At 77.1% G+C, this 6,485-nt stretch carries 3 protein-coding genes and 1 pseudogene; 2 read left to right on the top strand and 2 right to left on the bottom strand.

All coding sequences use genetic code 11. The annotated features are described in order from the left end of the window. Positions 1–1,214: pseudogene (locus tag ACFC0B_RS20650) on the top strand (hypothetical protein); the annotation flags it as partial. A gap of 152 nt (positions 1,215–1,366) precedes the next feature. Here the strand turns inward: ACFC0B_RS20650 and ACFC0B_RS20645 are convergent. Next, the gene (locus ACFC0B_RS20645) at positions 1,367–2,176 is read right to left on the bottom strand and encodes a TrmH family RNA methyltransferase (RefSeq protein WP_376087431.1); all 810 of its coding nucleotides are present in this window, start codon (positions 2,174–2,176) and stop codon (positions 1,367–1,369) included. Between the two features lie 98 nt (positions 2,177–2,274). On the opposite strand from ACFC0B_RS20645, the gene ACFC0B_RS20640 reads away from it, so the two are divergent. After that, complete coding sequence (locus ACFC0B_RS20640) at positions 2,275–5,046, top strand: SpoIIE family protein phosphatase (protein ID WP_376087429.1); 2,772 nt, start codon at positions 2,275–2,277, stop codon at positions 5,044–5,046. 144 nt (positions 5,047–5,190) lie between these two features. Here the strand turns inward: ACFC0B_RS20640 and cobA are convergent, their stop codons facing one another. Continuing rightward, complete coding sequence (gene cobA / locus ACFC0B_RS20635; RefSeq protein WP_376087428.1) at positions 5,191–6,444, bottom strand: uroporphyrinogen-III C-methyltransferase; 1,254 nt, start codon at positions 6,442–6,444, stop codon at positions 5,191–5,193. Positions 6,445–6,485: the final 41 nt, after the last annotated feature.

Genomic DNA, 6,485 nt, shown 5'->3' with positions numbered 1-6,485 from the left:
GCGCGGGCACGGGCCGGGCGGGCGCCGTCCGGGGCACCGCGGGGCCCGGCGCGGACCGGGCCGGGGCTCCGGGGCACCCGGGACGCCCGGCGCAGCCAGGGCATCCGACGCGTCCGGCCGGGACGGCGCCGACCGCTCCGCAGGCCACCGCACCGCGGGGCGTCCCGGCACCCGGGCGGGCACCCGAGCAGGCCGCCGCCTCCGCGCGGGCCCGGGCGGGCACGGCGGGCGGCGCACCGCGCCGGGCCCCCGGGCCGGCCGACGGGCAGGCGGCCACCGCGCCGCTCCCCCGGCCCGAGGCCGTCCAGGCCACCCGGCCGATGCGCGAGCGCCAGCAGACCCCGCCGCCCGCGCGCGAGCGCCGTCAGCGGCCGGGCGCGCCGCGCGGCCGGGCGGGCGACCGGCAGCACACGCCCGCACCCGGCGGGCGCCCCGGGACGGCGCGGCAGCGGCTGCTGCGGCAGCGGCTGGTGGTGTTCGTGACGGTGACCGTGGGGGTCGCGCTGGCCATCGCGGCGGCACAGGGGTGCGAGAACCGGGACAAGCAAGGGCTGCGGGCGCCGTCGAGCTCCGCGACCGCGTCGGCCCCGCCCGCGTCCGCCACGGCCCCGGAGGCCTCGACCGGGGCGGGGCTCTCGGCGGACGGCCTGGCCGCGTCGACCACCCCGCTGGCGGCCGCGGCGCACGGGGCCGCGGCGGGCGGCGGCGCGGAGAGCGCGCTGCTGCCGGCGCAGGGCGCGGCTCCGGCGGTCGACTGGCCGAACCGCTCCTACGCCGACCCGGCCGGCGGTCCGGCGATCTCCCTGCGGGACGGCCGCTCGGCGGGCGCGGGCCCGCAGGTCGTGCTGAGCGCGGTGCTCCCGGCCCGGTACAAGGGCGCGCCGGCGGCACTGGTCGTGCTGCGGCGCTCGGAGGGGTCGGTGCCGGTCGACCTGGTGCAGCTGTTCTCCTTCACCGGGGACGCCCCGGTCGCCCTGACCTCGCGTTCCTCGGCGGCGGATCCGCAGGCGACGGCGGCGTGGCGGCTGGACGGCGGGGCGCTGGTGCGGGAGGAGCGGGTCGCCCAGACCGGGGCCGCCACCTCCACCCGCTACACGCTGCGCGCGGACGGCACCCTGGAGGAGTCCTGGCCCGGCTCCCCCACCATGACTCCCCCGGTCACCACCCCGCCCCCCGCCGCCGCCCCCGCGCCCCCGACCGCCCCGGCGGGCTGACACCGGGAGCAGGAAGTCGGCGGGGCCGACTTTCCACGCACGGCAACCCGCCCTCGGCAACGGGGACCGGAGCGGGCCGAGGCACCCCACCACCGTCCGGGCCGACCGGAGCAGGAAGTCGGCGGGGCCGACTTCCTGGGGGCGGTCGGGGGTCAGGCGGTGGCGGTGACGGCGTAGAAGGCGACGGCTGCGGCGGCGCCGACGTTGAGGGAGTCGACGCCGTGGGCCATCGGGATGCGGACCGCATGGTCGGCGGCGGCCAGGGCGCGCGGGGTGAGGCCGTCGCCCTCGGCGCCGAGCATCAGGGCCGCCTTGGGGAGGCGGTGCGGGGCGAGCTCGGCCAGGTCGACGGCGGTGTCGGCCGGGGTGAGGGCGAGCAGGCCGAAGCCGGCGGCGCGCACCGTGTCCAGGGCGGTCGGCCAGGGGTCCAGCCGGGCGTACGGGACGGCGAAGACGGCCCCCATCGAGACCTTCACCGCGCGCCGGTAGAGCGGGTCGGCGCAGTCGGGCGAGAGCAGGACGGCGTCCATGCCCAGGGCGGCGGCGCTGCGGAAGATCGCGCCCAGGTTGGTGTGGTCGACGAGGCCCTCCAGAACGGCCACCCGGCGGGCGCCGGCCAGCAGTTCGGCGGCGTCCGGCAGGGGCTGCCGTTCCATCGAGGCGAGGGCTCCGCGGTGGACGTGGTAGCCGGTGACGGCCTCGGCCAGGGCGGGTTCGACGACGTGGACGGGGGCGTCGGCCTCGGCGATGACGTCGGCCATCACGTCCAGCCACTTGGGGGTCAGCAGCATCGACCGCATCCGGTAGCCGGCCGCCAGGGCGCGGCGCACGACCTTCTCGCCCTCGGCGATGAACAGGCCCTCGGCGGGTTCGCGGCGGCGGCGGAGTTCGACGTCGGTCAGGCCGGTGTAGTCGGCGAGGCGCGGGTCGGCGGGGTCGGTGATGGTGCTGGGTTCGGACACCCTGCGATCTTGCCAAGTCGGGCCGGGGAAGGCCAACCGGCCCAATGGTCGGGGTGGCCGCCCTTGGCCCGCCGCCACGCGGAGTGCAAATATGACGTATGGCCCGTTTTCCGGGCCGATCTTGGACTCCGTCGGACCCCGGTGCGGCCGCTTCCCCGTCCGCCTCCCGATCCACCGGTACCGTCGCCGGCTCGCCCGGTGGGCGCCCCCACGGTCGGCACCAGCGATCACGAACGGCCCGGACCCCACCGGCCCGGGTCCGGTCGGTGGCCGGACAGGTCTTCGCGCTGCAGGTCGTGGTCGTGCTGTTGCTGGTGGTGGCGGCCGTGGTCGCGCTGCTGGTGCAGTCCCGCAACGACGCCCGGCAGGAGGCCACCAACCGCTCGGTGGCGGTCGCCCAGACCTTCGCCAACGCGCCGGGCACCGCCGCGGCACTGCGCTCGCCGAACCCGACCGCGATCCTGCAGCCTGCCGCGCAGTCGGCGCGGATCAACGCGGGCGTGGACTTCATCGTCGTGATCAACACCGACGGCATCCGCCTCACCCACCCCAACCCGGCCCGGATCGGCCAGATGTTCATCGGCACCTACCGGCCGGCGCTGGCCGGACAGGTGGTGACCGAGCACGTCACCGGCACGATCGGGGCGCTGGTGCAGGCGGTCGTGCCGGTGCGCGCGCCGGACGGGCAGGTGGTCGGAGCGGTGTCGGCGGGCATCACGGTCGCCAACGTGAGCAGCGCCAGCGAGCGGCAGCTGCCGGTGGTGCTCGGCGCGGCGGCCGTCGGGCTCGCGCTGGCGACCGGTGGGACGGCGCTGATCAGCCGGCGGCTGAAGCGGCAGACCCGGGGGCTGGGGCCGGCCGAGATGACCCGCATGTACGAGCACCACGCGGCGGTGCTGCACGCGGTGCGCGAGGGCGTGCTGATCGTCGGCGGCGACGGGCGGCTGCTGCTCTGCAACGACGAGGCGCGCCGGCTGCTGGACCTGCCGCCGGACGCCGAGGGCCGTCCGCTGACCGAGCTGGGCCTGGAGCCGGCGCCGCTGGAGCTGCTGGCCGACGGGCGGCCGGTGACCGACGAGGTGGTGCTGGCCGGCGAGCGGCTGCTGGCGGTGAACGTGCGGCCCACGGACCGGGACGGCGGCCCGCCCGGGTCGGTGGCGACGCTGCGTGACTCCACGGAGCTGCTGGCGCTGTCCGGGCGGGCCGAGGTGGCGCAGCGGCGGCTGCGGCTGCTCTACGACGCCGGGGTGACGGTGGGCAGCACGCTGGACGTGACGCGGACGGCGGAGGAGCTGGCGCAGGTGACGGTGGGCCGGTTCGCCGACATCGTCACGGTGGACCTCGCGGACCAGGTGCTGGAGGGCGACGAGCCGCCGTCCGGCGCGGGGCTGCTGCGGATGCGGCGGGCGGCCCTGGCGGCGGTGCGGGACGACGCGCCGTTCTACCCGGTGGGCACCGTGCAGGAGGTGGCGCCGTCGACGCCGCTGGCGGGGGCGCTGAGCAGCGGGCTGCCGGGGTTGGAGCCGCGGCTGGCGGAGGCGCCCGGGTGGCGGGAGCAGGATCCGGAGGCCGCGGCGCGGGTGCTGGAGTACGGGGTGCACTCGCTGGTGCGGGTGCCGCTCAAGGCGCGCGGGGCGCTGCTGGGGATCGCCCGGTTCTGGCGCGCGGAGGGAGCGGAGCCGTTCGAGGAGGAGGATCTGGCGCTGGCCGAGGAGCTGGTCGCGCACGCGGCCGTGTGCATCGACAACGCGCGCCGGTACACCCGGGAGCACGCGATGGCCGTGACCTTGCAGCACAGTCTGCTGCCGCGCAGCCTGCCGGAGCAGAACGCGCTGGAGGTGGCGCACCGGTACCTGCCGGCGCAGGCGGGGGTGGGCGGGGACTGGTTCGACCTGATCCCGCTGCCGGGGGCCCGGGTGGCGCTGGTGGTGGGGGACGTGGTCGGGCACGGGCTGCACGCGGCGGCGACGATGGGGCGGCTGCGGACGGCGATCCACAACTTCTCGACGCTGGACCTGCCGCCGGACGAGCTGCTGGGGCACCTGGACGAGCTGGTGAACCGGATCGACCTGGAGGAGTCGGCGACCGGCGGTTCGGCGGCGGTGACGGGCGCGACCTGTCTGTACCTGATCTACGACCCGGTGGCGCGGCGGTGCACGGCGGCGAGTGCGGGGCATCCGCCGCCGGCGCTGGTGCGGCCGGACGGGTCGGTGGTGTTCCCGGAGCTGCCGACGGGGCCGCCGCTGGGGCTGGCGGTGCTGCCGTTCGAGACGGTGGAGCTGGAGGTGGCGGAGGGCAGTCGGCTGGTGCTCTACACGGACGGGCTGGTGGAGGACCGCGAGCGGGACATCGACGAGGGGCTGGAGCTGTTGCGGACGGCGCTGACGGGGCCGCCGCGGACGCCGGAGCAGACGTGTGCGGACGTGCTGGGGGCGCTGCTGCCGGCGCGGCCGCAGGACGACATCGCGCTGCTGGTGGCGCGGACCCGGGGGCTGCCGGCGGAGCAGGTGGCGCAGTGGGAGGTGCCGTCCGATCCGGCGGCGGTCGCGGGGGTGCGGGCGGCGGTCGCGGAGCGGCTGGAGGAGTGGGGGCTGACGGAGGCGGCGTTCGTCACCGAGCTGATCCTGAGCGAGCTGGTGACCAATGCGATCCGGTACGGAACGGGGCCGATCAAGGTGCGGCTGCTGCTCGACCGGTCGCTGATCTGCGAGGTGTCGGACGGCAGCAGCACCTCGCCGCACCTGCGGTACGCGGCCACCACGGACGAGGGCGGGCGCGGGCTGTTCCTGGTCGCTCAGTTCGCGGACCGGTGGGGGACGCGGTACACGGCCACCGGGAAGGTGATCTGGACGGAGCAGCCGCTGGAGTAGCCGGGCGCCGGGGCGCGCCCTTCGCGCAGCGCACACGGTGCGAAGGGCGCGGAACGGTGGCGCCGAGGCGCTGAGCCGCGGTTGTGTGTCAGCACTCTGCGAACACCGCTGTTCGCGGAGTGCTGACGGGAAGGAACTCGGGGGTCAGGCGCCGGGGGCCGTGGCGGGGGCCAGGACGTTGACGACGTCGCCGATGACGATGACCGCCGGGGGCCTGATGCCCTCGGCCTCGACGGTGGCGGCGACGGTGGCCAGGGTGGCGTCGACGCGGCGCTGGGCGGCGGTGGTGCCCTCCTGGACGACGGCCACCGGGGTGTCGGCGGCGCGCCCCTCCGCGATCAGCCGGGCCGCGATCGCGCCGATCTTGTCGACGGCCATCAGCAGCACCACCGTGCCCGTCATCCGGGCGAGCGCCCCCCAGTCGGTCAGCGACCGCTCGTCGTCCGGTCCCACGTGGCCCGAGACCACCGTGAACTCGTGGGTCATCCCCCGGTGGGTGACCGGCACACCGACCGCCGCCGGCACGCTGATCGAGCTGGAGATGCCCGGCACCACCGTGACCGGCAGCCCGGCCTCGGCGCAGGCCAGCAGCTCCTCGCCGCCGCGCCCGAACACGTACGGGTCGCCGCCCTTCAGCCGCACCACGAACTTGCCGGCCTTGGCGTGCTCGACCAGCGTCCGGTTGATCGCCTCCTGCGCCATGAAGCGCCCGTACGGGATCTTCGACGCGTCGATCACCTCGACGTGCTCCGGCAGCTCCGCCAGCAGCTCGCGCGGCGCCAGGCGGTCGGCCACCACCACGTCCGCGTCCGCCAGCAGCCGCCGGCCGCGCACCGTGATCAGGTCCGGGTCGCCCGGGCCGCCGCCGACCAGCGCCACCCCCGCGCCGCGCGCGCGGTACTGCCGGGCGGCGAGCGAGCCGTCCCGCAGCCCCTCGACGATCGAGTCGCGCAGCGCGGCCGAGTGCCGCGGGTCGCCGGTGAGGACGGCGACCGTCGCCCCGGCGTCGCGCCCGCTGGCCGGCGTCCACGCGGTGGCGGCGGAGGCGTCGTCGCTGCGGGCGCAGAACACCCGCTCGCGCTCGGCCTCCGCGCTGACCGCGGCGTTCACCGCCGCGTCGTCGGTGGCCACCAGCGCGTACCAGGTGTCGGCGAGGTCGCCCTCCTGATAGGGCCGCCGGTGCCAGGTCAGCTCCCCGGCGTCGGCCATCGCCTGGACGGCCGGGGTGGTGGCCGGCGCTATCAGGTGCACCTCGGCACCGGTGGCGAGCAGGGCGGGCAGCCGTCGCTGGGCGACGTGCCCGCCGCCGACCACCACGACGCGGCGGCCGGCCAGCAGCAGGCCGACGGGGTAGGGGGTACGGCCCTCGGTGCTGGGGTGCGGGGTGGGCGCGGTCATCGGTGGTGCTCCTGGATCGGTGAGGGTGTGGGGTGCGGCGC

Origin of the sequence: Kitasatospora sp. NPDC056184 (genome assembly GCF_042268405.1) — a bacterium.
In the GTDB taxonomy this organism is placed as follows: Bacteria; Actinomycetota; Actinomycetes; order Streptomycetales; family Streptomycetaceae; genus Kitasatospora.
Note: the sequence above shows the minus strand (reverse complement) of the source record. Positions and strands in the feature narration are given on the sequence as shown.

Coding starts and splice junctions, on each gene's coding strand:
- cobA (WP_376087428.1), bottom strand. CDS start 6,444: ATGACCGCGCCCACCCCGCACCCCAGCACCGAGGGCCGTACCCCCTAC.
- ACFC0B_RS20640 (WP_376087429.1), top strand. CDS start 2,275: ATGGCCCGTTTTCCGGGCCGATCTTGGACTCCGTCGGACCCCGGTGCG.